The organism is Streptomyces sp. NBC_00354 (genome assembly GCF_036106915.1).
Lineage (GTDB): Bacteria > Actinomycetota > Actinomycetes > Streptomycetales > Streptomycetaceae > Streptomyces.
This window is the reverse complement of the sequence record NZ_CP107983.1, coordinates 6,768,871-6,795,133: the sequence shown is the minus strand read 5'-3', so window position 1 is coordinate 6,795,133 and position 26,263 is coordinate 6,768,871. Positions and strand designations below refer to the sequence as shown.

At 73.4% G+C, this 26,263-nt stretch carries 21 protein-coding genes and 1 pseudogene; 14 read left to right on the top strand and 8 right to left on the bottom strand.

The features are described 5' to 3' along the window. Positions 1 to 34 precede the first annotated feature (34 nt). The 3 genes from OHT74_RS31215 to OHT74_RS31205 all read left to right on the top strand — a co-directional run bounded on the left by OHT74_RS31215 (position 35) and on the right by OHT74_RS31205 (position 3,469). Entirely contained in the window at positions 35 to 1,249 is a 1,215-nt protein-coding gene (locus tag OHT74_RS31215) for an MFS transporter (RefSeq protein ID WP_328621999.1), read from the top strand. Between the two features lie 65 nt (positions 1,250 to 1,314). Next, positions 1,315 to 2,751 (top strand): uracil-xanthine permease family protein, encoded by a 1,437-nt coding sequence (locus OHT74_RS31210; protein WP_328621998.1) that lies wholly within the window; start codon positions 1,315 to 1,317, stop codon positions 2,749 to 2,751. 76 nt (positions 2,752 to 2,827) lie between these two features. Continuing rightward, a complete protein-coding gene (locus OHT74_RS31205) occupies positions 2,828 to 3,469 on the top strand; it encodes a DUF5995 family protein (RefSeq protein ID WP_328621997.1) in 642 nt (213 codons plus the stop codon). 144 nt (positions 3,470 to 3,613) lie between these two features. On the opposite strand, the gene OHT74_RS31200 is transcribed toward OHT74_RS31205, so the two are convergent. Further along, on the bottom strand, positions 3,614 to 5,326 hold the full coding sequence (locus tag OHT74_RS31200) for a flavin monoamine oxidase family protein (RefSeq protein WP_328621996.1): 1,713 nt from the start codon (positions 5,324 to 5,326) through the stop codon (positions 3,614 to 3,616). Positions 5,327 to 5,377: 51 nt separating this feature from the next. Beyond that, a complete protein-coding gene (locus OHT74_RS31195) occupies positions 5,378 to 6,178 on the bottom strand; it encodes a carbon-nitrogen hydrolase family protein (RefSeq protein ID WP_266668990.1) in 801 nt (266 codons plus the stop codon). 315 nt (positions 6,179 to 6,493) lie between these two features. On the opposite strand from OHT74_RS31195, the gene OHT74_RS31190 reads away from it, so the two are divergent. Together OHT74_RS31190 and OHT74_RS31185 are read left to right on the top strand one after the other, a co-directional pair. After that, on the top strand, positions 6,494 to 7,210 hold the full coding sequence (locus OHT74_RS31190; RefSeq protein WP_267000573.1) for a GNAT family N-acetyltransferase: 717 nt from the start codon (positions 6,494 to 6,496) through the stop codon (positions 7,208 to 7,210). Positions 7,211 to 7,309: 99 nt separating this feature from the next. Then, a complete protein-coding gene (locus OHT74_RS31185) occupies positions 7,310 to 7,612 on the top strand; it encodes a WhiB family transcriptional regulator (protein WP_266668986.1) in 303 nt (100 codons plus the stop codon). Positions 7,613 to 7,633: 21 nt separating this feature from the next. Here the strand turns inward: OHT74_RS31185 and OHT74_RS31180 are convergent, their stop codons facing one another. After that, the gene (locus OHT74_RS31180; RefSeq protein ID WP_030027017.1) at positions 7,634 to 8,089 is read right to left on the bottom strand and encodes an Lrp/AsnC family transcriptional regulator; all 456 of its coding nucleotides are present in this window, start codon (positions 8,087 to 8,089) and stop codon (positions 7,634 to 7,636) included. Between the two features lie 10 nt (positions 8,090 to 8,099). Then, positions 8,100 to 9,572, bottom strand: a complete 1,473-nt coding sequence (locus tag OHT74_RS31175) for an amino acid transporter (RefSeq protein WP_328621995.1) — start codon at positions 9,570 to 9,572, stop codon at positions 8,100 to 8,102. A gap of 440 nt (positions 9,573 to 10,012) precedes the next feature. On the opposite strand from OHT74_RS31175, the gene OHT74_RS31170 reads away from it, so the two are divergent. From OHT74_RS31170 to OHT74_RS31140, 7 genes and pseudogenes are all read left to right on the top strand, one after another. Beyond that, on the top strand, positions 10,013 to 11,026 hold the full coding sequence (locus tag OHT74_RS31170; protein ID WP_266668982.1) for a GDSL-type esterase/lipase family protein: 1,014 nt from the start codon (positions 10,013 to 10,015) through the stop codon (positions 11,024 to 11,026). A gap of 119 nt (positions 11,027 to 11,145) precedes the next feature. Then, positions 11,146 to 12,144 (top strand): SCO0930 family lipoprotein, encoded by a 999-nt coding sequence (locus OHT74_RS31165; protein WP_328621994.1) that lies wholly within the window; start codon positions 11,146 to 11,148, stop codon positions 12,142 to 12,144. A gap of 118 nt (positions 12,145 to 12,262) precedes the next feature. Next, a complete protein-coding gene (locus tag OHT74_RS31160) occupies positions 12,263 to 13,084 on the top strand; it encodes a LytR/AlgR family response regulator transcription factor (protein ID WP_328621993.1) in 822 nt (273 codons plus the stop codon). Between the two features lie 203 nt (positions 13,085 to 13,287). After that, a complete protein-coding gene (locus OHT74_RS31155; RefSeq protein WP_267000561.1) occupies positions 13,288 to 13,563 on the top strand; it encodes a hypothetical protein in 276 nt (91 codons plus the stop codon). A 117-nt stretch (positions 13,564 to 13,680) separates the two neighbouring features. After that, the gene (locus OHT74_RS31150) at positions 13,681 to 15,435 is read left to right on the top strand and encodes a sodium/solute symporter (RefSeq protein ID WP_266668976.1); all 1,755 of its coding nucleotides are present in this window, start codon (positions 13,681 to 13,683) and stop codon (positions 15,433 to 15,435) included. Next, positions 15,432 to 16,667, top strand: a complete 1,236-nt coding sequence (locus tag OHT74_RS31145; protein WP_328621992.1) for a histidine kinase — start codon at positions 15,432 to 15,434, stop codon at positions 16,665 to 16,667. The genes OHT74_RS31150 and OHT74_RS31145 overlap by 4 nt, the downstream gene beginning before the upstream one ends. A gap of 13 nt (positions 16,668 to 16,680) precedes the next feature. Beyond that, a pseudogene (locus tag OHT74_RS31140) lies at positions 16,681 to 19,548 on the top strand (AAA family ATPase); the annotation flags it as partial. Between the two features lie 14 nt (positions 19,549 to 19,562). Here OHT74_RS31140 and OHT74_RS31135 read toward each other — a convergent pair. Together OHT74_RS31135 and OHT74_RS31130 are read right to left on the bottom strand one after the other, a co-directional pair. Further along, entirely contained in the window at positions 19,563 to 20,204 is a 642-nt protein-coding gene (locus tag OHT74_RS31135; protein ID WP_328621991.1) for a sigma-70 family RNA polymerase sigma factor, read from the bottom strand. Positions 20,205 to 20,413: 209 nt separating this feature from the next. Continuing rightward, entirely contained in the window at positions 20,414 to 21,856 is a 1,443-nt protein-coding gene (locus tag OHT74_RS31130; RefSeq protein ID WP_328621990.1) for a GuaB1 family IMP dehydrogenase-related protein, read from the bottom strand. A 231-nt stretch (positions 21,857 to 22,087) separates the two neighbouring features. Here OHT74_RS31130 and OHT74_RS31125 point away from each other — a divergent pair, with 231 nt between their 5' ends. Both OHT74_RS31125 and OHT74_RS31120 read left to right on the top strand, forming a co-directional pair. After that, on the top strand, positions 22,088 to 22,453 hold the full coding sequence (locus OHT74_RS31125; RefSeq protein WP_266668970.1) for a hypothetical protein: 366 nt from the start codon (positions 22,088 to 22,090) through the stop codon (positions 22,451 to 22,453). A gap of 36 nt (positions 22,454 to 22,489) precedes the next feature. Then, entirely contained in the window at positions 22,490 to 23,689 is a 1,200-nt protein-coding gene (locus OHT74_RS31120; RefSeq protein ID WP_328621989.1) for a serine hydrolase domain-containing protein, read from the top strand. A gap of 57 nt (positions 23,690 to 23,746) precedes the next feature. Here OHT74_RS31120 and OHT74_RS31115 read toward each other — a convergent pair whose 3' ends face one another. Further along, positions 23,747 to 24,904, bottom strand: coding sequence for an XdhC/CoxI family protein (locus tag OHT74_RS31115; protein ID WP_328621988.1), 1,158 nt, complete (start codon positions 24,902 to 24,904; stop codon positions 23,747 to 23,749). After that, positions 24,904 to 26,232: an IS701 family transposase gene (locus OHT74_RS31110; protein ID WP_266668964.1), complete on the bottom strand. Its 1,329-nt coding sequence runs from the start codon at positions 26,230 to 26,232 to the stop codon at positions 24,904 to 24,906. Before OHT74_RS31110 ends, OHT74_RS31115 begins: the two co-directional genes overlap by 1 nt. Between the last annotated feature and the right edge of the window lie 31 nt (positions 26,233 to 26,263).

The window sequence follows — 26,263 nt, the reverse complement described above, 5'->3', positions numbered from 1 at the left end:
AACTATCAGGCAGGTTCCCTGATAGTTTAATGCCATGACAGGGGAACCAGACCTCGGCCCGGCGCGCCTGCGCCGTGCCCGCTTCGCCATCGCCGCCGTCTTCTGCGCCCACGGGGCCGTCACCGGCTCCTTCGCCACCCGCATCCCCTGGATCCAGGACCATGCACAGCTCAGCGCGGGCACCCTGGGCCTCGCCCTGGCCTTCCCCGCCCTGGGCGCGGCGCTCGCGATGCCGCTGGCCGGCCGGATCAACCACCACTTCGGGGCCCGCGCCGCGCTGCGCGGGTTGCTGGCGCTGTGGACCCTGTCCCTGATCCTGCCGAGCCTCGCGCCGAACCTGCCCACGCTGTGCTGCGCCCTCTTCGTCTACGGCGCCACCTCCGGGATGTCGGACGTGGCGATGAACGCGCTGGGCGTGGAGACCGAGAACCGGCTCGGCCGCTCGATCATGTCCTCGCTGCACGGCATGTGGAGCGTGGGCGCGCTGCTCGGCTCGGCGGCGGGCACGGTCGCCGCCCACGCCGGGGCGGACGCCCGGCTGCACCACCTCGTCGCCGCACTCGCCCTGACCGCGGCCGGGCTGGTCGCCGCAGGAGGGGTGCTGGATCTGCGCAGCGCCGCGGATGCCCAGGCGCCGCCGCACTTCGCGCTGCCCCCGCGGTCGGCGCTGCTGATCGGCGCGATCGGGTTCTGCGCGGTCTTCGCGGAGGGCGCGAGCCTGGACTGGTCCGCGGTCTACCTGCGGGACGTCCTGGACACGGACGCCGGTCTCGCGGCCGCCTCCACCACCGCGTTCGCGCTCACCATGGCCGTCGCCCGGCTCGCCGGGGACCGGGTGGTGGACCGGTTCGGGCCGGTGCGCACGGTCCGGGCGGGCGGGGTACTGGCCACCGCGGGCGGGCTGCTCGTGGTGACGGTCCGCCACTCGGGCGCGGCCCTGGCGGGCTTCGCCCTGATCGGACTCGGCATCGCAGTGGTGGTCCCGCTGGCGTTCGCGGCGGCCGCGCGCAGCGGGCCGGCTCCGGCGCAGGCCATCGCGGGCGTCGCGACGATCACGTACACCTCGGGGCTGATCGCGCCGTCGGCGATCGGCGCGGTGGCGGACGCGACCTCGCTCGTGGTGTCCTTCGGGCTGGTCACCCTGCTCGCGTTCGCGCTGGTCGTGGGGGCCGCCGTACTGCGGCGGAAGCCGTTGGCCGCGGACTCCGCATCCGCAGACCGGGACGAACCAGCAGGTATCCGGCCGTAATATTGCGCAGGCGCTGCTCTGCGGCCCGGATGCTTGATCGATCGGTTCGACGGAAGTGGTGGAACATGGGCCTCGGCGTGCGCTGGACCCTGCACGGAGACGGGCGGACCCCCGCCCCCGGCGCGGTGGTGCGGCCGGACGAGCGGCTGTCGTGGCCGCGTACCGCCGGGCTCGGGGCCCAGCACGTCGTGGCGATGTTCGGGGCGAGCTTCGTCGCTCCGGTCCTGATGGGCCTGGATCCGAACCTGGCCATCATGATGTCGGGTGTCGCGACGGCGATCTTCCTGCTCGCCACGCGCGGGCGGGTCCCCTCGTACCTGGGCTGCTCGCTCTCCTTCGTCGGTGTCGCGGCGGCGATCCGGGCGGGCGGCGGGGACAGTGCGGTCGTCACGGGCTCCGTGTTCGTGGTCGGCGCGGCGCTGTTCCTGGCCGGGCTCGCCGTGCGGCACTTCGGGGCGCGGATCATCCACGCGGCGATGCCGCCGGTGGTGACGGGCGCGGTGGTGATGCTGATCGGCTTCAACCTGGCGCCGGTGACGGCCTCGACGTACTGGCCGCAGGACCAGTGGACGGCGCTGCTGACCATGCTGTTCACGGGGCTGGCCGTGGTCTGCCTGCGCGGTTTCTGGTCCCGGATCGCGATCTTCCTCGGGCTGCTCTTCGGCTACGGCATCTCCTGGGTCTTCGACCTGCTCTTCGGCAAGATCCACTCGACGGTGGGCGGGGCCGAGGCCGTCGACCACTGGCGGCTCGACCTCTCCGGGGTCGGCAAGGCCGACTGGATCGGGCTGCCGTCCTTCCACGCGCCGCAGTTCGAGTGGTGGGCGATCCTGATCGCGCTGCCGGTGGTGATCGCCCTGATCGCGGAGAACACCGGGCACATCAAGGCGGTCGGCGAGATGACCGGCGATCCGCTCGACGACGAGCTCGGCACCGCGATCGCCGCCGACGGCGCCGCGTCCATGCTGTCCACCGGGGTCGGCGGCCCGCCGAACACCACGTACTCCGAGAACATCGGCGTCATGGCGGCCACCCGCGTCTACTCGACGGCGGCCTACTGGGCGGCGGCGGGCTTCGCGCTGCTCTTCGGCCTGTGCCCGAAGTTCGGGGCGGTCGTGGCCGCCATCCCCGGCGGGGTGCTGGGCGGCATCACCGTGATCCTGTACGGGATGATCGGCCTGCTCGGCGCCCAGATCTGGATCAACGGCGGGGTGGACCTGCGCAATCCGCTGAACCTGGTGCCGGCCGCGGCGGGCATCATCATCGGCATCGGCGGGGTGAAGCTGCAGCTGACGGACAGCTTCGAGCTGGGCGGCATCGCGCTCGGCACGATCGTGGTGATCACCGGGTACCACACGCTGCGGTACTTCGCGCCCGCGCACCTGAAGACGCAGGAGCCGCTGCTCGACTCGGGCACCTCGGCGTACGACGCGGGCGATGCGGGCGACGCGGGCGAGGGCGGTGCGGGCGGGGATCCGGCCGCGCGGGACACGCGTTCCTGAGCCGGGTTCGCCCGAACCGGGGAAGCACACGGCCAAGTTCCCCGGATCCGCGCCGCCGGCTGGGAACCTGCCTCCCATGGAAGCGGTGCTCGCGCGGATGCGCGCCCTGGACGAGCGGCTCCCCGCGCAGGACGGTGTCGCCGTCTTCAACCGGGTGTACCTGACGGTGACGGAGACGCTGCACGCGCGCATCTCCCACGGCGAGTTCCCGGCGCCGCGGCGGGCGGAGGCGCTCAGCGTGCGGTTCGCGGAGCGGTACCTGACGGCGGTGGAGGCCGACCGGGCCCCGGCGTGCTGGCGGCCGCTGCTACAGTACCGCCGCCACCCCGGGATCCGCCCGCTGCAGCACGCGCTGGCCGGGATCAACGCGCACATCGGGCACGACCTCGCGCTGGCGGTGGTGGCCACCTGCCGGGCGCTGGACTGCGAACCGCGGGCCCTGGAGGCGGACTTCGACCGCGTCGGCGACACCCTGGTCTCCCTGGAGGAGCACATCCGGGAGGACCTGATGCCGGGCCCGGACGTGCTGGAGGTCGCCGACCCGCTGACGCACCTGCTCGGTTCGTGGAGCCTGGACCGGGCCCGGGGCGCTGCCTGGTCGGCGGCCCGCCTGTTGTGGACCCTGCGCCGCTCCCCCGATCTGGCGGAGGAGTTCACGGACTCGCTGGACGCAGGCGTCGGCCTGGTCGGCCGCTGCCTCCTCACCCCGACGTCCTGAAGCCCCGACGTCCTGAAGCCCCGGCGCCCTGAGCACGCGTACGCCGCACTGCGCTGCGCAGTGCGGCGGGCATGAAAACGGGCCGCCGCCGCGCTGTGTGCGCGGGGGCGGCCCGTGGTCACGGGGCCGGAGGGGCCGGGTGGGTCAGTCCTCCGGGAGTTCGACCGGGGCGATCTCGTCGTAGACGTCGCCCGGGCCGGGGTTGGTGGTGTCCGTGGAGCCGCCGAGGTGGTGCATGACGCCCCAGACCGCGTTCAGCGCCGTCTGGACCGCGCCCTCGGCCCAGCCCGCCGTCCAGGAGATGTCGTCGCCCGCGAGGAAGATGCCGCGCTTGTCCTCGGGGAGGCGGTCCTGCATGAAGTGGGTGAACAGGCGCCGCTGGTAGCGGTAGTGGCCCGGCAGGTTGGCCTTGAACGCGCCCATGAAGTAGGGCTCGTTCTCCCACGACACGGTCACCGGGTTGCCGATGATGTGGCGGCGGATGTCGACCTTGGGGTAGATCTCGCCGAGGGACTTCAGCATGACCTCCATCCGCTCGTTCGCGGACAGCGGCAGCCACTTCAGGCTGTCGTCGCACCAGGTGTACGAGAGGCAGATGACGGCCGGCTGGTCCGGGCCGTTGTCCAAGAGGTACGTACCGCGGGTCATGCGGTCCGTGAGGGTCATCGACATGACGTCGCGGCCGGTCGGGTTCCCTGCGTCGTCGACGGCCTTGTCCAGCCAGAACGGCCGGTCCACCGGGATGAAGAGCTTCGAGCTCTCCATGTAGTGGGTGCGCTCGATCGCCGTCCAGTGGTCGATCGGGAAGAGCGTGTCGTCGCACGCGATCTTCGACAGCAGCATCCAGGACTGGGCCGTGAAGATCGCGGCGCGGTACGTACGGATGTCGCCGTCGGCGTCGGTCACCGTGATGCGGTTGCCGGCCGTGCGGTGCAGGCGGGTCACCGCCGGGCGCGGGGTGCCCTCGTGCAGGGAGGACAGCGAGGTGCCCTGGGCCCAGTGGACGATCTTCTCGGGCTCGCGCTCCCACAGGCGCACCGGCAGCTGCTGCGAGCCGCCAACGATGCCGCGGTGGTGGTCGTCCGCCTCGGTGTAGACGACGCGGAGGATCTCCAGGATGGAGTTCGGGAAGTCGGTGTCCCAGCCGCCCGTGCCGAAGCCGACCTGGCCGAAGATCTCGCGCTTGCGGAAGGACTTGAAGGCCTCGGACTTGCAGAGGAAGCCGTAGAAGGTCTCGTCGTCGAGCTTCTCGACGAGCTTGGCCCAGATCTCGCGGATGCGCGGGACGTCCCGCTCGCGCATCGCGGTGTTCATGTCGGAGAAGTCGGCGCCCTCGTCGAGGCAGGCGTTCCACGCGGCGGACACGTCGCGGTAGATCTGCGGGAGGTCGGCGATCGTCTCGGCGTAGTGGGTCTCGCCCTTGAGGTCCACGACCGTCGAGGGGGTGGCCTCGGCGAGCGGGTTCGGGAAGGGCTCGGTGACCAGGCCGACGAGGTCGATGTAGTGCTGGAGCGCGGTGGAGGACGGCGGGAAGCGCATGGCGCCCATCTCCGCGGTCAGACCCTCCGTGCCGGCGCCCTCGAAGCCGACGGTGCGCAGCCGGCCGCCGATCTGGTCGGCCTCGTAGACGACGGGCTTGAGGCCCATCTTCATCAGCTCGTACGCGGAGATGATGCCGGACAGGCCGCCGCCGATGACCGCGACCTCGGTGCCGTGCTCCGTCGCCGGTATCTGGCCCAGGCCCGCCGGGTGGGCCAGGAAGTCGTCGTACGCGTACGGGAAGTCCGGGCCGAACATGGTGATCGGCGGCTGTCCGTCGCTGTGCGGGACGGCGGTGGTGGGCACCGTGGACGTCATGGGGTACGGCTCCTTGCGGGGGTGGGGCAGGGGGGAGGGCGCTGGGGGGACTCAGACGAGGGAGGCGTAGAGCCCGGGGCGGCGGTCGCGCAGGTACGGGTTGTTCTCGCGCGAGGCGGCCAGCAGCTCGGGGTCGGCCTCGCCGATCACCAGCTCCTCGCCGCGGCCGGCCCGGGTCCGGGTGACCCCGTCGGGGCTCGCCAGGCAGCTGAGTCCGACGAACTCGAACTCGCCTTCCGGACCGGTCCGGTTGACGTACGCGATGTACATCTGGTTCTCGAAGGCCCTTACGGGCACCAGCTGTTCGGCGACGAACTGGAACGGGTGCATCTGCGCGGTCGGCACCAGGAGGAGGTCGGTGCCGGCCAGTGCGTGGGACCGGACGTTCTCCGGGAACTCCACGTCGTAGCAGATCATGATGCCGATGCGGAGGCCGTTCAGCTCCGCCTGGACGACGGGGGTGTCGCCGGGCGTGAAGGCGTCCTGCTCGAAGCAGCCGAACAGGTGGGTCTTGCGGTAGTTCGCCAGCCGGACCCCGTCCGGGCCGACGAGCTGGGCCGCGTTGTACACGGTGTCGCCCTCGCGCTCCGGGTAGCCGTACAGGACGGCGACCCCGTGGCGGCGGGCGATCTCGCCGATGGCGCGGGCCGACATGCCGTCGGCGGCCTCGGCGAGGGCGGCGACCTCCTGGACCTCCAGCGCGTAGCCGGTCAGGAACATCTCCGAGGTCACGAGGAGTCCGGCACCCGCCTGTGCGGCGCGCTCCACGGCCTCGTCGAGCGCCTTGAGGTTCTCGGCGGTGTCGCCGAGCCGTCCGGAGCTCTGGAGGAGGGCGGTGCGCAGCGGGGGCATGGGCGTACCTCTGTGGCAGGAGGGGTGGGGGTCCTATTGAAGGTACGTTCACCCGTTCGACGCCGACAAGCCATGACCGTTGCGCTCCGCGCATCGATTCGTTGCGTGTTTTGCGGCGGGGGCGGAGATTCGTTGCGCGGGCCCGTGCAGGGCCGCCGGTGGCCGCTGCCAGGCAGCCGGGGCATAAACCCGCCCACGGTGGACGCTGACCCTCATGACCGTCGTCACCAGGAGTCTCGTGGTGGTGCGCGGGGCCGTCAAGCACGTGGTGGACGGGCCCTGCGGCCGCTGCCGAGGGAAGGAGTCCGCCACCCCATGTCGCCCGACACCGACACGGCCACACCCGTCCATGTACTCGACAATCCGGTCTGGGCCGCGCTGACCGGCCCGAGCCGTGCCTTCGCCGAGACCGGGCCCGCCGGCCTCGCGGCCCGGTACGTCGCGGAGGCCTCGCCGTTCGCCGCGCTCGCGGACCCGGACGACCCGCGGGCCTGGGCCGATCTGGCCGCGCTGGCCGGGCCAGGGGCCCCGGTCTGGGTCACCGGGCTGCCGATCCCGCCCGCGGGATGGACGACGGCGGCCTCGATACCGGGCGTGCAGCTGGACGGCGGGGCGGTACGGGCCGAGGCCGCGCCCGAAGCGGTCCTGCTGGGGCCTGCCGACGTACCGGAGATGCGGGAGCTGGTCGACCTCACGAAGCCGGGGCCGTTCCTGTCGCGCACCGTCGAGCTGGGCACGTACCTCGGGATCCGGCACGAGGGCCGGCTCGTCGCGATGGCGGGGGAACGGATGCGGCCGCCGGGCTGGTCGGAGATCAGCGCGGTGTGTACGCACCCGGACCACCGGGGCAAGGGGCTCGCGGGCCGGCTGATCCGGGCGGTGGCCGCCGGGATCCGGGAGCGCGGCGAGCGTCCGTTCCTGCACGCGGCGGCGGACAACACCGGGGCGATCGCGCTCTACGAGTCGATGGGGTTCACGCTGCGGCGGCGGCCGCTCTTCATCGGGCTGCGGACCCCGGACGCCGGGGTCTGACGGAGGGCGGCGCCGTACGGCCGGGACGAAGCGGCAGGTTTCACGGGGCGCGGAGCGGTCACACGCGAGGACATGCCGAGGACAGCGAAAGGAACTGCCATGACCGACGTCTCCCGCCTTCCCGGCGCCGCGCACCATCACTGGCAGTGGCAGCTACGGGCCGCCTGCCGGGATCTGGGCACCGGCCGGTTCTTCCACCCGGCGGGTGAGCGGGGCGAGGAGCGGGAGGACCGCGACGAGGCCGCGAAGCGGGTCTGTGCGGTCTGCCCGGTCCGCGCCGCGTGCCTGGAGCACGCGCTGACGACCCGCGAGCCGTTCGGGGTGTGGGGCGGGCTGACCGAAGAGGAACGCCGGGCCCTGTGGGGCCCGGCGCACACCGCCGAGGCCGGCACGACGGTGTAGGCCGTGCGCCCCGGTCGGGCCTTAGGCCGGGGCTCCCGAGGTGAAGCGGCGCAGCAGCGGGGAGAGGACGAGCACCGACTTGGTGCGCTCCACGAAGGGCTCGCCCGCGATGCGCTCGAGCACCCGCTCGAAGTGCCTCATGTCTGAGGCGAAGATCTGGACGAGGGCGTCCGCGTCGCCGGTGACGGTCGACGCGGACACCACCTCGGGGTACCGCTCCAACCCCCGCCGGATGTCGTCCGGCGAGGTGTTGTGGCGACAGTAGATCTCGATGAAGCCCTCGGTCTCCCAGCCCATCGCGGCGGGGTCGACGCGGACGGTGAAGCCGGTGATGGCTCCCTCGGCCCGCAGCCGGTCCACGCGTCGCTTCACGGCGGGGGCCGAGAGCCCGACCTCGGAGCCGATGTCCGCGTAGGAGCGGCGGGCATCCTCGGCGAGGGCGTGCACGATGCGTTCGTCGAGATCGTTCAGTCGCACTGCGGGTGGATCACTTTTCTGGTGTGGCCACTTCTGCCGTGGCCAGTCGGGAGCGGCGGATGCCGTACAGGAAGTAGACCACGAGGCCGACGGCCATCCAGCCACCGAAAGCGACCCACGTGGCGACCGGCAGGCTGTACATCATCCAGCCGCAGGCGAGGAAGCCGAGGATCGGCGTGACCGGGAAGAGCGCCACCTTGAAGGTGCGCGGCATGTCGGGCTTGGTGCGGCGCAGGATCACGACCGCGACGTTGACGAGGGCGAAGGCGAAGAGGGTGCCGATGCTGGTCGCGTCGGCCAGGTCGCCCAGGGGGACGAACGCCGCGAGCGCGCCGCAGAAGAGGGACACGATCACCACGTTGGCGCGGGGGGCGCCGGTCTTCTCGTCGACTTTGGCGAAGATCTTGGGAACGAGGCCGTCGCGGGACATCGCGAAGAGGATGCGGGTCTGGCCGTAGAGGACGGCGAAGACGACGGAGGCGATGGCGACCACGGCGCCGGCGGCAAGGACGACACCCCAGAAGCTGTGGCCGGTGACGTCGGTCATGATCTGGGCGAGCGCGGCCTCGGTGCCCTCGAAGTCCTGCCACGGCATGGCGCCGACGGCGACGAAGGCGACGAGGACGTAGAGGACGGTGACGATGCCGAGCGACAGCATGATCGCGCGGGGCAGGTCCTTCTTCGGGTTCTTGGCTTCCTCACCGGCGGTGGAGGCGGCGTCGAAGCCGATGTACGAGAAGAACAGCGTGGAGGCGGCAGCGCTGATGCCGGTGATGCCGAGCGGGGCCAGCGGGGCGTAGTTGCCGGACTTGATGCCCATGACGCCGATGCCGATGAACAGCACCAGCGTGACGATCTTCACGCCGACCATGATCGTGTTGATCCGGGCGCTCTCCTTGGCGCCGCGGAGCAGGAAGACCATGGCGAGCAGGACGACGACCAGGGACGGCAGGTTGATGAAGCCGCCGTCGCCCAGCGGGGCGGCGGAGAGCTTCTCGGGGAGGGTGACGCCTATGGTCCCGTCGAGGAGCTCGTTGAGGTACTGGCCCCAGCCGACGGCGACGGCCGAGACGGAGACGGCGTACTCCAGGACCAGGCACCAGCCGCAGATCCAGGCGATGAACTCGCCCATGGTGGCGTAGGAGTACGAGTACGAGGAGCCGGAGACCGGCACCGATCCGGCCAGCTCCGCGTAGGAGAGGGCCGAGAAGAGCGCGGTCAGGCCCGCGAGGATGAAGGAGATCGTCACGGCCGGGCCGGCCTTGGGCGCTGCCGCGCCGAGAACGACGAAGATGCCGGTGCCCAGGGTGGCGCCGATGCTGATCATGGTCAGCTGCCACATGGTGAGCGAGCGGCGCAGGTTGCCGCCCTCGCCCTGGCCGCCCTCGGCGACCATCTGCTCGACCGGCTTGCGGCGCAGCAGAGGGTTCACAGGCTTGCGGGGCTCGGTGGCGAGCGGTGGCGCCTGGCCGGTTTCGAGCACGAGGGGACTCCTTAGACACTGCGGATGGGGACTGAGGCATCGACCGCAGCGGTCCGGAGCAGGACACAGACATGAGCCTGGGCATGGGGAGGACCGCCGAGCAGGCGGTCCACGCCACTCCACGTACAGCGAGTGAGCCTACGAGCTGATTGATACCGCCCGTAATGCACCATCCTTGCACATTGCCGCACGATCGTTGCGCGGATCTGTCCTGGATGGTCCTTTGTTGCGCACGGATGATCGATCGGTGCGCGCGGCACCCTCACCTCCATTATTGACACCTCGTCAGATCTACCGGAGCATGCCGCCGGGTCAGGCCTGATCACGCGGGTGCGCTCCGTCGCGGTGAACCGGGCCCGTGCGGGGTACGGGTGAACGCGGTGGCACCGGGGCTGCGGACCCCTCCGACCCCGGCACCCACCGACGAGCGGAGGCGCGCAGTGAACGCCGAGAGCACCGCCACGCACTGGCTGGACCCGGGGCCGTTCCTGCGCGGAGTCGCCTGGCTGGACAAGGGGCGCCCGGTACGGGCCGACCCGGCGGACAGCATGCGGCTGCCCTGGGACACCGGCGAGCGGGCCACCCTGCCGATAGGGGTGCGTCTGGAGTTCACGGCGCAGGCGGCGCACGCGGTGGAGATCCGCTACCGGGCGACCGTCCCCGGCCCCACCGACGCGCTGCGCGACCTCGCGCACGGCTTCGCCCTGTGGGACCGCCACGGGGTGGTCCGGGAGGTGTGGACCGAACCGGCCGTGGAGGCCGTCGTACGCGTCGAACTCCCGGGCGGGCCCGGCCCGTTCACCCTGCACCCGCCCGAGGGACAGTCCCCGCTGATCCTCGGGCTGCGCGGGGTCGGCGGCTCCGTGGCCCCGGCGCCGCCCGCACCGCGCTGGGTGGTGCACGGCGACTCGATCACCGAGGGCTGGTGGTCCACCCGGCCCGCCCACGGCTGGCCCGCGGTCGCCGGCCGGGCGCTGGGCTGGGACACCGTCAACCTCGGGTACGCGGGCGCCGCCCGCGGGGAACTCGCCACCGCCGAGCAGCTCGCCGGCCTCCCCGCCGATGTCCTCACCCTCGCCTTCGGCACCAACTGCTGGTCCCGCGTGCCCTTTTCGGCTCCACTGCTGTACGAGACCACCCGCGCGTTCCTCGAGCTGGTCCGCCAGGGGCACCCGCGGACCCCGCTGCTGCTGGTCTCCCCCGTGCTGCGGCCCGACGCCGAACGCACCCCGAACCGGCTCGGCGCCACCCTGGGCGCCCTGCGCGATGCGATGGAGCGGGCCGCCCTCGAACGGATCGCCGCCGGGGACGACCGCCTCGCCCTGCTGCCGGGTCGTGACCTGCTCGGTCCGGAGCACCTGGCGGACGGGCTGCACCCCAATGACACCGGACACCAGGTTCTTGGCCTCGCTGTGGTCACGGCTCTGCGGCGGGCCGGGTTCGATGCCGGGTGAGTGAAACAGCCCACAGGAATCCGTTTGAACAGATCGACCCCGACAGGGCGTGTCCTTCGCAGAGTTGCCGACGCACCGGAGACGGGCGGCGGACACGGAGACACCAGGGAGAGATCAAGATGGGCATCAAGCGCGGAACCACCCTCGCCGCCGTGGCAGTTGTCGTCGCCCTCACGGCGACCGCCTGCGGCGGAGACGACACCAAGGCCGGCGACGCGAAGCCGGCCGGGGCCGCGTCCCAGGCTCCCGCCTCCGGAGCCGGCGACTACGGCTCCGACTACGGCGCGGGATCCGCCGCGGGCGCGGCAGACGCCGCCGGCGCCGGTACCAAGGCCGCAGGCCAGCTGGCGATCGCGCAGAACGAGCAGCTCGGCGCGGTCCTCAACGACAGCGCCGGCTTCACCCTGTACCGCTTCGACAAGGACACCGCCAAGCCGCCGAAGTCCAACTGCGAGGGGGACTGCGCGAAGACCTGGCCGGTGGTCGCGGCCGGCGACGCCACCGCCGCCGCGGGCATGGACCCGTCGGTGCTCGGTGAGGTCGTCCGCGCCGACGGCAGCAAGCAGCTGACCGTGGGCGGCTGGCCGGTGTACCGCTACAGCAAGGACACCAAGGCGGGCGAGACCAACGGGCAGGGCGTCGGCGGGACCTGGTTCGCGCTCGCCCCCGACGGCAAGAAGGCCGCGAAGGCGGCCGCCGCCCCGGCCGCCCCGGCCGCCCCGGCCGCCCCGGCCGCCCCGGCCGGCGCGGGCCAGGCCTCCGGCGCGCTGACCGTGGCCAAGGACCCCAAGCTCGGCGAGCACATCGTCGACGGCAACGGCATGACGGTCTACCGCTTCAAGAAGGACACCGCCTGGCCGATGGCCTCCAACTGCACCGGCGACTGCGTGGCCAAGTGGCCGGTGGTGCCCCCGGTGGACAAGGCCAACGCCAAGGGCATCGTGGAGAAGGGCTACTCCATCCTGGACCGCCCCGACGGCATGAAGCAGCAGGCGATCGACTGCTGGCCCGTCTACACCTTCACGGGTGACAAGAAGGCCGGAGACATCAACGGCCAGGGCGTCGGCGGCACCTGGTACGCGGTCTCCCCCGACGGCAAGCTGATCACCACCTCCTGATCCCCTCCTGATCCCCTCCTCCTCCCCCTCTCGAACCGCGCGGCCCCCTGCCCCCTCCCCCCGGCAGGCGGGCCGCGCACCGTTCCGCCCCGGCGCACTCGTCCATAGACTCCACCGCATGCTGCGCGTACTGGCCGTCGACGACGAGAAACCGCTCCTCGAGGAACTGCTCTACCTGCTGCGCTCCGACCCCCGGGTGCTGAGCGCCGAAGGCGCCTCGGACGCCACCGAGGCCCTGCGGCGGATCACCCGGGCCCTGGAGACCGGCCCCGACGGGCCCGACGGCATCGACGTGGTCTTCCTCGACATCCACATGGCGGGGCTGACCGGCCTCGACATCGCCCGGCTGCTGGCCGGGTTCGCACAGCCGCCGCTGATCGTGTTCGTCACCGCCCACGAGGGGTTCGCCGTACAGGCCTTCGACCTCAAGGCCGTGGACTACGTGCTCAAGCCCGTCCGCCCGGAGCGGCTCGCCGAGGCCGTCCGGCGGGCCTGCGCCCAGCTCGGCCGGGCCGCCGCGCAACCGCCCGAACCCGCGGAACCGGCCGGTCCGGTCGTCCCGGTGCAGCGCCGCCCCGCCCCCGAGGTCACCGTCGCCGACCGCACCGCGGACCAGATCGCCGTGGAACTGGGCGGCGTCACCCGGTTCGTGGCGATCGCCGACATCGCGTACGTCGAGGCCCAGGGCGACTACGCCCGGCTGCACACCGACGAGGGCAGCCACCTGGTCCGCATCCCGCTCTCCACGCTGGAGGAGCGCTGGGCGGCCCGCGGGTTCGTCCGCATCCACCGCCGCCACCTGGTGGCGCTCGGCCGGATCGACGAGCTCCGCCTCGACGCCGGCACCACCAGCGTCCGCGTCGGATCGGCCGAGCTCCAGGTCAGCCGCCGCCACGCCCGGCAGCTGCGGGACCTGCTGATGCGCCAGGCGACCGGATAGCCGCACAGCCACTCGGCCGACCGCCCGGCGCGCCGACCGTCCGGCGTGCCGGGGCGCCGTTCGTCGCACCGCAAGGGGCGTACGGCGCCCCGCGGCTGCCGTCGGTCGCAGGGCGGGCTCCGGCGCCCGCAGCCGACCCGGCCCGCACCTATCGTGGAGCCGCCGGTCCGGAAGGAACAGGCCGGAACGAGCAGGGGGTGCGGATGGCCGAGATCCAGGCGCTGCTCGACGCGCTGGCCGTACTGCCCCGCACCCCGCCCGCCGGCCCCGCCGAGGCCGAGGTGCTGCTCGCCCGGCTGCGCAGCGCCGCCGCGCGCTGGGCCGACGTACTGTACGAGGCCAACGAGGGGGTCCGGCAGCAGCTGCCGCCCCGCGCGGAGGCGGCCCTGACCCTCGCCTTCCGGCGCGCCGAGGACTCGTACGTGGAGCTGGAGATCGCCCTGCGCGACTGCGCGGAGCATCGCGACCCCGCACACTGAACGCCCCTTTTCGGCCGGTGGGAACGGTCCCGATCGGCCGGGATCACGCCTGTTGCCCGGTCCGCGGGCGTGCGTAGACTCCGGTACCCCCTGCTCCCCGTGCCGAAGGACCGACCGGTGAACCAGACGTACGCGCTGACCGCGGTCACCGTCGTCGTCCTGGTCACGGTGCTGGTCGGCGCGCTGGGCCTGCGAATATCACGGACCACCTCCGACTTCTACGTCGCCTCGCGGACGGTGGGGCCCCGGCTCAACGCGGCCGCGATCAGCGGGGAGTACCTCTCCGCGGCCTCCTTCCTCGGGGTGGCCGGGCTGGTGCTGCTCCAAGGGCCCGAGATGCTCTGGTACCCGGTCGGCTACACCGCCGGATACCTGGTGCTGCTCGCGCTGGTGGCGGCCCCACTGCGGCGCTCGGGGGCGTACACGCTGCCCGACTTCGCCGAGGCCCGGCTGGAGTCGCAGGCGGTGCGCCGCGTCGCGGTGCTGTTCGTGGTCGGGGTGGGCTGGCTGTACCTGCTGCCGCAGCTGCAGGGCGCCGGGCTGACCCTGGAGATCCTGACCGGGGCCCCGCACTGGGTGGGCGGGGTGGTCGTCGCCTTCGTGGTGACCGCGGCCGTCGGGGCCGGCGGGATGCGGAGCATCACCTTCGTGCAGGCCTTCCAATACTGGCTCAAGCTCACCGCGCTGCTGGTGCCCGCCTTCTTCCTGCTCGCCGCCTGGGCCGGGGACGGCGCGCCCCGGGCCTCGTTCGACGCCCCGGCGGTCTTCCGCGAGCACACCGCCGTCACGCTCGCCGAGGACGTCCGGCTGTCCCTGGACGCGCCGCTGGCGCTGAAGGTCACCGGGCAGGTGGACGGGCGGACGTACGCGGCGGCCCCGCTGACACTGGAGCCCGGGGAGCATTCCGTACGGGCCCGCGCGCGGCTGGAGTTCGCCCCGGACACCCGGGTCCCGCAGACCCGGGCGACGTCCGGGCCGGACGCCTCCCGCTGGTCCGAGCCGCTGGACGGGGACCGGCCGGCGCTGGGCCTGTACGCGACGTACGGGCTGGTGCTGGCCACCTTTCTCGGCACCATGGGCCTGCCCCACGTCGCCGTGCGCTTCTACACGAGCCCCAACGGCCGCGACGCGCGGCGCACCACCCTGGTGGTGCTCGGGCTGCTCGGCTGCTTCTACCTGCTGCCGCCGGTGTACGGGGTGCTCGGCCGCACGTACGCCCCGGAGCTCGCCCTCACCGGGGACGCGGACGCGGCGGTGCTGGTGCTGCCGGAGCGGATGCTGGGCGGGGTGCTCGGCGACCTGCTGGGGGCGCTGCTGGCCGGAGGCGCGTTCGCCGCGTTCCTGTCGACGGCTTCGGGGCTGACCATGGCGGTGGCCGGGGTGCTGCACCAGGACGTGCTGCCGACGCGCGGGGTGCGGACGTTCCGGATCGCGGTGCTGGTGGCAATGCTGGTGCCGCTGGCCGGGAGCATGGCGCTGACCGACGTGCCGGTGGCGGACGCGGTGGGGCTGGCCTTCGCGGTGTCGGCCTCGTCGTTCTGCCCGCTGCTGGTGCTGGGCATCTGGTGGCGCGGGCTGACCCCGCCGGGTGCGGTGGCGGGGCTGGTCACGGGCGGCGGGGCGGCGCTGGGCGCGGTGCTGGCGACGCGGGCGGGGCTGCCCCCGGCGGGCTGGGTGCACACGCTGCTGGCGTGGCCGGCGGCGTGGTCGGTACCGCTGGGGTTCCTCACGATGGTGCTCGTGTCGCTGGCCACCCGGTCACGCGTCCCGGCGGGGACGGCGGCGACCCTGGCCCGGCTGCACCTGCCGGAGAGCGTGACCGGGGCCGGGGCGGGATCCGCGAACGGCGCCCGCGCGGGCGGTGCTCCATGACCGGAGCGGTGCTCGCGGTCATGGCCGCGGCGGGCGCGGCCCTGCTGCTGGGCCTGGGGTGGGCCGCCGGCCGGTGGCACGCCCGGCGCGGCGAACGGGCGACCGGCCTGGACCTCGGGACCCCGGTGGAGCGGGCCACCTTCCACACCCTGCACACCGCCTCGCTCGCCGCTCCCCCGCTGCGCGCCGGGCTCACCGAGGACGCCGCCCGCAAGGCCGCCAAACGGCTGCGCTCCCTGCTGGGCACCGAAGCCCTGTGCCTGACCGACCGGGATTCGGTACTGGCCTGGGACGGCCCGGGCGCCGACCACCACCAGCGGCGGGCGATGGCCCGGGTCACCGTGATGCTGAACTCGGGGCGCAGCCAGAGCGTGCGGACCGAGTGCACCCGCCCCGACTGCCCGCTGAAGTGGGCGGTGGTGGCCCCGCTCACCGGCGAGGACGGGATGCTCGGCGCGCTCGTCGCCTACGGTTCGCGCGAGTCGGCGGTGCTGGTGCGGGCCGCGACGGAGGTCGCGCGCTGGGTCTCCGTCCAGCTGGAGCTCTCCGAGCTGGACCGCTCGCGGACCCGGCTGATGGAGGCGGAGATCAAGGCGCTGCGGGCGCAGATCTCCCCGCACTTCATCTTCAACTCCCTCGCCGCGATCGCCTCGTTCGTGCGCACCGATCCGGAGCGCGCCCGGGACCTGCTGCTGGAGTTCGCCGACTTCACGCGCTACTCCTTCCGGCGGCACGGCGAGTTCACCACCCTCGCCGAGGAGCTGCGCTCCATCGAGCAGTACCTGGCCCTGGCCGGGGCCCGGTTCGGGGACCGGCTGAAGGTGACCCTCCAGGTGGCGCCCGAGGTGCTGCCGGTGGCGCTGCCGTTCCTGTGCCTGCAGCCGCTGGTGGAGAACGCCGTCAAGCACGGGCTGGAGGACTCCACCGAGGAGTGCCTGATCACGATCGCCGCCCGGGACGCGGGCGCGGAGGCCGTGATCACCATCGAGGACAACGGGGTCGGGATGGATCCGGCCCTGCTGCGCCGGATCCTGGCCGGGGAGCGGAGCGGTTCCTCGTCGGGCATCGGGCTGACGAACGTGGACGAGCGGATCCGGCAGGTGTACGGGGACGCGTACGGCCCGGTGATCGAGACGGGGGTCGGCGCGGGCATGAAGATCACCCTGCGGATCCCCAAGTACCGTGCAGGCGTGCATAGTTCAGCGCCGGGTGAGCAGCTCCCCCGCTACTGATCGCCCCGTCGGCATGCCATCCTGGCAGAGGCGCGGACCGGCCGGCGGGGGTACCCCGGCGGCAGCCGGGAGACGTCCGGGGAGGATCGCCGACGTGCGGGTCGGGCGTGAACGACAGCGTGAAGAGTTACGGGACTGGGTGCGCGGCGGTGCCCGGGGCAGCGGGGGGCACCTGATCGTGGAGGGCGAGCCCGGCTCGGGCCGGACCGCCCTGGTGCGCGAGGCGCTGGCCGAGGCGGCCGCACTGGGCGGCCGGGTGCGCTACGGGGCCGCCGACGCCTTCACGGCGGAGCTGCCGCTGCGGGCCGCGCTGGACTGCCTGCACCCCGAGGGGCCCGGCCGGGCGGCCGTGGTCGCGCTGCTCCGGGAGGCCCGGGAGGCGGCGCAGCCCGGCGGGGCGCTGCTGGCGGCCATGGACCTGCTGGTGTGCGGGGTCGAGGAGTGGTGCGCGCCCGGGCGCCCGCTGCTGCTGGTGCTGGACGACCTGCACTGGGCGGACCCGGCCAGCCTGCTGCTGTGGCAGCGCCTGGCCCGCGCGGTGGACCGGCTGCCGCTGCTGCTGGCGGCGACCCGAAGACCGCTGCCCCGGCGGCCCGAGGTGGAGCAGCTCTGCGCCGAGCTGGGCGCCGCCCCGCGCGGGCGCACCGTCCGGCTGGAGCCGCTGACCGGGGCGGAATCGGCCGAGCTGCTCCGCGGAATGCTGGGGGCGGCGCCCGGGCCGCGGCTGCGGGAGGCCGCCGGACAGGCGGGCGGCAATCCCCGGCTGCTGCGGGACCTGACCACGCAGTGGTCCCGGTTCATCGAGATCACCGGCGTGGCCGGGGACGACGGCGGGGCCGACGCCGCGGAGGCCGCCGCGCTCGCCGAACTGACCGTGCCCGAGCAGGAGTTGCCGGAGCCGCCCGCCTCCCTCCCGCGGGGGATCGGCTATCTCTCCCGCCCCGCGTACACCGCCCTGCGGCATGCAGCGCTGCTCGGCCCGGCCTTCACCCCGCGCGAGCTGGCCCTCGTCCAGGCCAGACCCGCCCGGGAGGTGCTGGCCGAGCTGGAGGAGCCGCTCCTGGCCGGGCTGCTGGAGGACACCGGCGAGCGGCTGCGCTTCCGGCAGCCGGCGCTGCGCCGGGCCCTGTACGCCGAGCTCCCCCGGGCCGCCCGGGCCGCCCTGCACCAGGACGCGGCCCGGGCCCTGGCCGAGGCCGGGCACGATCCGGAGCGGACCGCCGAACAGCTGCTGGCCGGCGGGGCGTTGGACCGCTGGGCGGTGCACTGGCTGGCCGACTCGGCGCAGTCCTTGATCGCGGCGGCGCCCGGAGCGGCCGCCGAACTGCTGGAGCGGGCCGTCGCGCAGGCCGACTGCGGGGACCGGGACGCCCTGGAGGGGAGCCTCGCGGACGCCGCCCTGATGCTGCGCCGACCCGAGTCGGTGGAGCTCCTGACCACCCTGCACGGGCGGGCCACGGATCCCGGGCACCGGGCGGCGCTGGCCTTCAAGCTGGTGTCGGCGCTGATGATCCAGGGGGACATGGCCCGTTCGCTGGCCGTCACCGAGGACGCGCTGGCGGAGCAGGTCCCCTCCTCCACGCTCCGGCTGCGGCTGGAGGCCTGCCGGGTACTGGCCCTGGCCGATCTGCACTGCCCGGCCAAGGCCCACACGCTGGCCGCGGCGGTGGTGGCGGAGGCGGCCCGGCTGGGCGATCCGCTGTGCGGGGCGGAGGCCCACCATGCGATGGCCTTCGCGCTGTTCCACCTGGGCCGCGGCCGGGAGTCGCTGCGGCACGTCGCCGAGGGGATCGCCTGCGCCCGGCGCAGCCCCGAGGCCAACGACATGCGGCTGCTGCTCCTCGCCAACCAGGCCGAGGCCCACCTGCGGTTCGACGAGCCGGAGACCGTCGCGGCGGCGCTGCAGGAGGCACGGGAGCTGGCGCTCTCCACCCGCTCGACGGGGCGCCTCGTGGTCACCGAGGCCCGGCTCGCCGAGTTCCACTACCGGCTCGGCGACTGGGACACGGCGCTCGCCGGGGTGGCCCGCGCGGACGGGCTGCCGGTCTCGGACGGCTGGCTGCCGGTGGTGGTGCACGGGCTGCGGGCCCTCGTACTCGGCCACCGGGACGAGCGCGAGGCGGCGCAGGCCGAGCTCGCGCTGCTCCCGCCGGACGCGTTCGCGGTCCCGGCGGCCCGCCGCTACAGCGGGCACGTGCTCCTGGCCCGCGCCCTGCTGGCGGAGCGCGCGGGCCGCCCGGCCGACGCGGTGCGCGAGCTGCTGCCGGCGCTGGCGGACAGCCCGGACGAGGCGGGGGCGTACGAGCGCCCCTGGGTGCTGTCGGAGATCGTCCGCGTGGCCCTGGACAGCGGGGACACGGCCACGGCCCGGGCGGCGGTGGCGGCCTGCGGGCGGGCGGCGGCGGCCCTGCCCGAGTATCCCGGCCCGGCGCTGGCGCTGCTGCGCTGCCAAGGGCTGTTCGCGCAGGACCCGCAGCTGCTGGCGCAGGCGCTTGAGCGGGCGGAGCGCGGCGGCTGGCCGCTGGTGCTGGGCCATGCGTGGGAGGACCTCGCGGTGGCCCGGGCCTGGCACGGCGACCTGGCGGCGGCGCGGGCGGCGCTGACGCGCGCGGTGGCCGCGTACGAGGACCTGGGCGCCCGGTGGGACACCGCCCGGGCCGACGCCCGGCTGCGGAGCCTGGGCGTCCGGCGCGGCAGCCGCTCGGCGCGGCGGCGGCCGGCCAGCGGCTGGGAGGCGCTGACTCCCGCGGAGCTGAAGGTGGCCCTGCTCGTCGCGCAGGGCCGGTCGAACCCGGAGATCGCGGGCGCCCTCTTCCTGTCCACGCGGACGGTGCAGACGCACGTGTCGCACATCCTGGCGAAGCTGCAGGTCCGCTCGCGGGCGGCGGTGGCCGCTCAGGCGGCGGCGCGGCGGTCGGCCGCGGAGCCGGTACGGGGGCCGGGAGCGGAGCCGGTACGGGGGCCGGGAGCGGAGCCGGTACGGGGGCCGGGAGCGGAGCCGGTACGGGGGCCCGGGCCGTAGCCGGGCATGGCCTCCCGGAGGGCGCGCAGGGCGTAGTAGGTACGCGACTTGACGGTCCCGGCGGGCACCCCGAGCGCCTCGGCGGCCTCGCACACCGACGCCCCGCGGAAGTAGATCTGTACGAGCACGGCGCGGTGCTCGGGGCTGAGTAATCTCAGCGCGTCGCGGACGTCGAGGACGGCGACGGCCTGCTCGGTGCGGTCGTCGGCGACGGGCATGTGGGCGTCCAGGGCGTCCGGCCCGACCTCGGCGGGCCGGACCTGGCGGGCCCGCCGGGCGTCGATGGCGAGGCGCCGGCCGACGGTGTAGAGCCAGGGCCGCATGGACGCGTGGCCGCTCTCCAGCGCCTCGGGGTGTTTCCAGGCACGGAACAGGGTCTCCTGGAGGAGGTCCTCGGCGCGGTGCCGGTCGCCGAAGGTGAGGCCGAGGAGGAACCCGTAGAGGGCTTTGCCGTGTTCGCTGTGCAGTCGCGCGAGGGCGTGCGCGTCGGTGCGGCGGCGGAGGGTACTGGCCACGGGGTGCCCCTTCCAGGTCGGATGACCCGAGCGTGACGGACCCGGCGCCCGGAGTTATCCGCCGCTTGGCGTATCCGCCCGCCACCTGCGCCGACCGGTCGAACGGCACGGCGAACGGTCCCCGGCTGCCAGGGGCCCCGGCGCCGCGAACGCCGGTGGCCCCGGGCCCGTCCGTGGGGACGGGCCCGGGGCCACCGGAAAAACGGGAACTAGCTCCAGCTGGCGTGCAGCGGCTTGCCCTCGGCGTAGCCCGCCGCCGACTGGACGCCGACCACGGCCTTCTCCTCGAACTCGGCGAGGGAGCCCGCACCGGCGTAGGTGCACGAGGACCGCACACCCGCGATGATCGAGTCGATCAGGTCCTCGACGCCCGGACGGGCCGGGTCCAGGAACATCCGCGAGGTGGAGATGCCCTCCTCGAACAGGCCCTTGCGCGCCCGGTCGTACGCCGACTCCTCCGACGTGCGGTTCTGCACGGCACGCGCCGACGCCATGCCGAACGACTCCTTGTAGAGACGGCCGTCGGCGCTCTGCTGGAGGTCGCCCGGGGACTCGTACGTCCCGGCGAACCAGGAGCCGATCATCACGTTCGCGGCGCCGGCGGCCAGCGCCATCGCCACGTCGCGCGGGTGGCGGACACCGCCGTCGGCCCACACGTGCTTGCCGTACTTCTTCGCCTCGGCCGCGCACTCCAGCACCGCGGAGAACTGCGGGCGGCCCACGCCGGTCATCATGCGGGTGGTGCACATGGCGCCGGGGCCCACACCGACCTTGATGATGTCGGCGCCGGCGTCGATGAGGTCCTTGACGCCCTCGGCGGCCACGATGTTGCCGGCCACGATCGGGACCTGCGGGTCCAGCGCGCGCACGGCCTTGATCGCGTTGATCATCGACTCCTGGTGGCCGTGGGCCGTGTCGATGACGAGCGTGTCCACGCCCGCGTCGAGCAGCTGCTTGGCCTTCTGCACGAAGTCGCCGTTGATGCCGACGGCCGCCGCGATGCGCAGCTTGCCGTTGGCGTCCGTGGCCGGGCTGTACAGGGTCGCGCGCAGCGCGCCCTTGCGGGTCAGGAGGCCGACGAGCTTGCCGTCCTTGTCGACGGCCGGGGCCAGCTTGCGGTGGCCGGCGTCGAGCTTGTTGAACGCCTCGCGGGGGTCGATGTCGGCGTCGATGAGCAGGAGCTCCTTCGACATGACCTCGGAGAGCTGGGTGAAGCGGTCCACGCCGGTCAGGTCGTGGTCGGTGACGACGCCGACCGGGCGGCCGTCGGCGTCGACGACGACACCGGCGCCGTGGGCCCGCTTGGGCAGCAGCGACAGCGCGTCGGCGACGGTCTGGGTGGGCGCCAGCGTGATCGGGGTGTCGAGCACGAGGTGGCGGGTCTTCACCCAGGCGATGACGTCGGTGACGACCTCGATCGGAATGTCCTGCGGGATGACCACGATGCCGCCGCGGCGGGCGACCGTCTCGGCCATGCGGCGGCCCGCGATGGCGGTCATGTTCGCGACGACGAGCGGAATGGTGGTGCCGGTGCCGTCGGGCGAGGAAAGGTCCACGCCCTGGCGGGAACCGACCGCGGAGCGGCTCGGCACCATGAATACGTCGTCGTACGTCAGGTCGTACGGCGGCTTCTGGTCATTGAGGAAACGCACGTGCTGAACATCCCAGTCGATCGAAGGATCCGTCTACGGCCTCGACAGGCAGGGCAGCCGAGGAAACGCACGTACTTCATTCTCCCATGACCCGGCATTAATGCCGCCCGGGCTGATCGTCCAGGACATACCGGGCCCTGTGGTCTGTTCCTACGGGACCCTGGTCCCGTAGGCGGGCGGGACGCGCCGGACGAGCGGAGAGTGGAGGAGGAGAAAGAGAGGACGGACGCCATGGCTGGAGTGACGCGCAACGAGACTCCCGTGGTCATCGAAGGCGGTGGTCTGGAGGTCCGCGCCGAGGAGATCGGCGGCGACCTCACCGTCGGCTTCTTCCGCCTGCCCGCGGGCACGGACATGACTGCGGCGGTAAAGGGGCTGCCGGACGACATGTGCCCGTGCCCGCACTGGGGCTATCTCCTCAAGGGCCGGCTGATGATGCGCTCCGAGGACGGGGACACGGTGTACGAGGAGGGGCAGGCCTTCTACTGGGCGCCGGGGCACGTCCCCGTGGCGCTCACGGACACCGAGTACGTCGACTTCTCCCCGACCGACGAGTTCCGCAAGGTCCTCGAGCACGTGAAGGCCCAGGCCGACTAGCAGCTCCCCCGCTCATCCCGAGACGAGGCGTCCGACATGCGACGCAATCCCGCCCGGGCGTTCGCCGCAGCATTGCTCCTCGTCTCGGCGCTGGCCCCGATCGCTTCTCCGGCCGCGGCCGCCCGGGCTGCGCTGCCCGTGGCGGTCTCCGACCGGTACGGGGACGACTGCCCGCCCGGCGCTCTCGCCCCCGAGCTGAGTGCCCGGCTGGACCGGGCCGTCGAGCGCACCCGGCAGGAGGCCGGCGTGCCCGGAGTGATCGTCGGGCTCTGGATGCCGGGCCGGGGCTGCTACGTCCGCGCCACGGGCGTCGCCGACACCGCCACCGGCGAGCCGATGCAGACCGGCCTCCGCATGCGGATCGCCAGCGAGACCAAGACGTTCACGGTCACCGCCGTGCTCGAACTGGTCGACGACGGCCTCGTCGGACTCGACGACCCGGTCTCCAAGTACGTCGCCGGCGTGCCCGACGGCGGCCGGATCACACTGCGGCAGCTGGCCGGGATGCGCAGCGGCCTGTTCCCGTACACCGCCGATCCCGACTTCGTGCAGGCGCTGGTCGCCGATCCGCGGCGGCAGTTCACGCCGAAGGAGCTGCTCGCCTACGGTTTCCGGCACCCCAACACCTTCGGGCCCGGAGAGAAGTTCCAGTACGCCAACACCAACACCGTCCTGCTCGGCCTGGTGGTGGAGAAGGTGAGCGGGCTCAGCCTCGCCGACTTCATCCACCAGCGGGTTGACCGTCCCTCGCAGCTGGGCCGCACGCTCTTCCCGCCGGCCGCCGAGTTCCCGTCCCCGCACGCGCACGGCTACAGCGACCTGACCCCGACCGGCAGGACCGCCGACGCCACGGACTGGAATCCGAGCTGGGGGTGGGCGGCCGCCGCGATGATCTCCGACCTGCACGACCTGCGGCGCTGGGCCCGGATCCTCGCCACCGGCACCCTCCTGTCCCCCGCCACCCAGGCCGAGCGGCTGAAGATGCTCCCCACCGGCCTCGCCGGCAACGAGTACGGGCTCGGCATCTTCGACAACCACGGATGGATCGGGCACAACGGCTCGCTGCCCGGATACGAGTGCGTGGCCGTCCACCTGCCCTCCCGGCGGGCGACCCTGGTCGTCCTCATCAACACCGACATCCATCACCGGGGCAGCGAGCCGAGCACGCTCCTCGCCAAGACGATCACCGGCATCGCGACCCCGGACCACGTGTACGACATCCCGCCCCAGGGGTAGCACCGGCGGTGGGCCGCAGCGGCCCTCTTCCGCGGGCAGGCCGGGCGCCGGGCTTGCTCATCCCCTGCCGGCCGCCCGGGCGACCAGTCCCGCTCGCGCGTGCACCGGACCCCGGCGCTGCGCCAGGGGGGTGACGGACCCGCCGTACCGGACCGCCGTGAACTCGGCGGCGATGGACAGGGCCGTCTCCTCGGGGGTGGCGCCGCCCAGGTCCAGCCCGATGGGTGAGCGCAGCCGGGCGAGCGCGGCCTGCGGCACCCCCTCCTCGCGTAGCCGCTGCTCGCGTTCGGCGTGGGTGCGCCGCGATCCCATGGCTCCCACGTAGCCCAGCGGCAGCCGGAGTGCGAGGGCCAGCAGGGGTACGTCGAACTTGGTGTCGTGGGTGAGGACGCAGACCGCCGTACGGGAGTCCAGCCGGCCCGCCTCCCATTCGGCGGCCAGGTGCCGGTGCGGCCAGTCCACGACCACCTCGTCGGCGTCGGGGAAGCGGGCCGGCGTCGCGAAGACGGGCCGGGCGTCGCAGACGGTGACCCGGTGCCCCAGGAAGGCCCCGATCCGGGCCAGGGCGGAGGCGAAGTCGATGGCCCCGTAGACGATCAGCCGGGGCGGTTCGGCGGCGGATTCGACCAGCAGGGTGAGGGGCTGCCCGCACAGCCCGCCCGCCGTGCCGAGCTCGGCGGTCCCGGTGCGCCCGGCCAGCAGCAGGTCCCGTATGTGCCCGGCGGCGGCCCGGTCCAGGGCCGGCTCGCCGCCCAGGCAGCCCTCGTAGGATCCGTCGGGGTGGACGGCGAGGGCCCGGCCGAGCTGCGGCGCCGGGCCGGAGACCACCCGGGCCAGCGCGGCCCGGGCGCCTGCGGCGGCGGCCTCGAGCACGGAGCCGAGGACGGGCCGCACCGGGTCGTGCCCGCGCACCGGGGTGACGAGCACGTCCAGGACTCCCCCGCAGGTCAGGCCGACGGCGAAGGCGTCGTCGTCGCTGTACCCGAAGCGGTGCACGCCGCCTTCGCCGGAGGCGATCGCGTCGAGGCACAGCTCGTGCACGGCGGATTCCACGCAGCCCCCGGAGAGGGAGCCGAGCGCGGTGCCGCCGGCGTCGACGGCCAGGGAGGCGCCCGGGCCGCGCGGCGCGCTCCCGCTGACGGCGACCACGGTGGCCAGGGCGAATTCGCGGTGCGCGGAGCACCACGCGCGGAGTTCCTCGGCGATGTCGAGCATCAGCGGATGTACTCGCGTCTCGCGCTCTGGCCGGGGATCAGCGGCCGCGGCGGCAGCACCGGCGGCGGGCCGGTGCGCGCCACGGAGCCGGGTGCTCCGGTACGGGACACGGGCCCGGGCGCCCCGCCGAGCGGGGGCCGAACGTGCCCGGGGAAGCCGTCGGGGATCCTGTCGCGCGCACCGAGCAGCATCGACGCGTGGGCGACACTCGCGAGCGTGGCGTGGTGGTGCCAGCCACGGAAGGAGCGGCCCTCGAAATCACGGATGCCTACGGGTTCGCAGGTCTCGGTGAAATCGAGGGATACCCGGTCGGTGAGTTTGGCGAGGAGGAAGAGCTGGGCCAGCGGCCGGTCGCCGATGTTCGTGATCCAGAACTCGGAGGGCAGCAGGGCGGCTTCGGTCCAGGCGCCGACGAGCAGCAGCGGGGTGGGCGGCAGGGGTACGGACCTGTCCTCGCCGGGGGTCGCGAGGATGGCGGCCGAGGTCAGCAGGGTCACTGCCCCTTCGGCGCGGCCGTGGCGGGTCCATTCGACAACGCGCCGCTGGGAGCGCAGGGAGTCGATGAGTTCGCGGGCGGGCGCGGTGTGCGGCCCGGGCTTGTGCCGGCCGGCGCCGCCGAAGGAGACGGGCAGCGAGCCGTCGACCTTGAAGACGAAAGGGATGTCCTGCAGGGCGAAGGACTCGATGCTCTGCGGGATGTCGGTGTTGGCGACCTCCATCACCACGGGCCGGCGCTGGAGTTGCCAGCTGGCGGCCATCCGCTGGACGGCGTGTACGGCGTCCTGGGCGGGGGTGAGCGAGCGTGCCGTGTCGGGGATGCCGGCCCGCCGGCGCCGCAGCAGCTCGCTCGTCCAGGGCCCGGGGAGGGTGAGGGTCCATTCGACGGGGAAGCTGGCCTCGCTGGAGGCGAGCCAGATGCCACTGGCCTGCTGGCAGTTGGCGGTACGGCCGAGCTGGGGGACGAACTGCCGGCCCACGCCGACCGAGCGGTCGCCGGCCTTTTCTATCACCATGGGCTGGACCACCCAAGCCAGCGGGCGCTGGGCGGTGCGTTCGAGGTACTGGGCGAGGGAGCGGCGTACGGGGGTCCAGTCCCAGGGGGACTTGCTGATGAACTGCTGGAGGCTCTGCTCGACGGAACTGGCCCCGGTTCCGGCGATGTTACGGATTGTTTTCTTCCCGCTGGTCCGCACCAGGCCGTTGAGATAAACGCGGGCCCAGTTTCGCTGGTCCCGCCGGGGTAAGGACTCGAAAAAAAGAGAGATCAGGACGTCGATCAATTCGGAGATTTCCTTCGTGGAATCCTCCGGAAGGACTACGCGAGCCATCTGGGCCTCCCCCGCGACCACTAGATCCAAT

Bases quoted from the DNA above. Each gene is read 5' to 3' on its own strand.
- OHT74_RS31215 (WP_328621999.1), top strand. From the start codon at position 35: ATGACAGGGGAACCAGACCTCGGCCCGGCGCGCCTGCGCCGTGCCCGC.
- OHT74_RS31210 (WP_328621998.1), top strand. From the start codon at position 1,315: ATGGGCCTCGGCGTGCGCTGGACCCTGCACGGAGACGGGCGGACCCCC.
- OHT74_RS31205 (WP_328621997.1), top strand. From the start codon at position 2,828: ATGGAAGCGGTGCTCGCGCGGATGCGCGCCCTGGACGAGCGGCTCCCC.
- OHT74_RS31200 (WP_328621996.1), bottom strand. From the start codon at position 5,326: ATGACGTCCACGGTGCCCACCACCGCCGTCCCGCACAGCGACGGACAG.
- OHT74_RS31195 (WP_266668990.1), bottom strand. From the start codon at position 6,178: ATGCCCCCGCTGCGCACCGCCCTCCTCCAGAGCTCCGGACGGCTCGGC.
- OHT74_RS31190 (WP_267000573.1), top strand. From the start codon at position 6,494: ATGTCGCCCGACACCGACACGGCCACACCCGTCCATGTACTCGACAAT.
- OHT74_RS31185 (WP_266668986.1), top strand. From the start codon at position 7,310: ATGACCGACGTCTCCCGCCTTCCCGGCGCCGCGCACCATCACTGGCAG.
- OHT74_RS31165 (WP_328621994.1), top strand. From the start codon at position 11,146: ATGGGCATCAAGCGCGGAACCACCCTCGCCGCCGTGGCAGTTGTCGTC.
- OHT74_RS31160 (WP_328621993.1), top strand. From the start codon at position 12,263: ATGCTGCGCGTACTGGCCGTCGACGACGAGAAACCGCTCCTCGAGGAA.
- OHT74_RS31155 (WP_267000561.1), top strand. From the start codon at position 13,288: ATGGCCGAGATCCAGGCGCTGCTCGACGCGCTGGCCGTACTGCCCCGC.
- OHT74_RS31145 (WP_328621992.1), top strand. From the start codon at position 15,432: ATGACCGGAGCGGTGCTCGCGGTCATGGCCGCGGCGGGCGCGGCCCTG.
- OHT74_RS31125 (WP_266668970.1), top strand. From the start codon at position 22,088: ATGGCTGGAGTGACGCGCAACGAGACTCCCGTGGTCATCGAAGGCGGT.
- OHT74_RS31120 (WP_328621989.1), top strand. From the start codon at position 22,490: ATGCGACGCAATCCCGCCCGGGCGTTCGCCGCAGCATTGCTCCTCGTC.
- OHT74_RS31115 (WP_328621988.1), bottom strand. From the start codon at position 24,904: ATGCTCGACATCGCCGAGGAACTCCGCGCGTGGTGCTCCGCGCACCGC.
- OHT74_RS31110 (WP_266668964.1), bottom strand. From the start codon at position 26,232: ATGGCTCGCGTAGTCCTTCCGGAGGATTCCACGAAGGAAATCTCCGAA.